Raw genomic sequence first — 341 nt, forward strand, 5'->3', positions numbered from 1 at the left:
AAGGCGGTGTTCGACGTCTTTTGTGAAAACGAGAAAGGGGAAAAGTTCCTCATCGAAATGCAGAAGGCAGACCAAGAATACTTCAAAGACCGCAGCATCTTCTACTCCACCTACCCGATTCAGGAGCAAGCGCCTCAGGGAAGATGGAACTTCATGCTCAAAAAAGTCTATACGATTGGCATCCTCAACTTCTGCATGGACGATTCAGAAACCGACTACATCAAACGCGAGGTGAAGTTGATGGACACCCGAAGCAAGGAAGTGTTCTACGACAAACTGACCTACATCTACCTCGAGATGCCCAAGTTCCGGAAGAGCGAGGAGGAACTGGAGACGGAGTT

The 341-nt window shown here is 48.7% G+C and carries 1 protein-coding gene; it reads left to right on the forward strand.

Annotation, left to right across the window (positions count from 1 at the left end; translation table 11 throughout):
* The coding region (locus I6E40_RS10780) for an Rpn family recombination-promoting nuclease/putative transposase (RefSeq protein WP_235387287.1) at window positions 1-341 on the forward strand (341 nt) is incomplete at both ends.

This window comes from Prevotellamassilia timonensis, from assembly GCF_021531665.1.
Taxonomy (GTDB): domain Bacteria; phylum Bacteroidota; class Bacteroidia; order Bacteroidales; family Bacteroidaceae; genus Alloprevotella.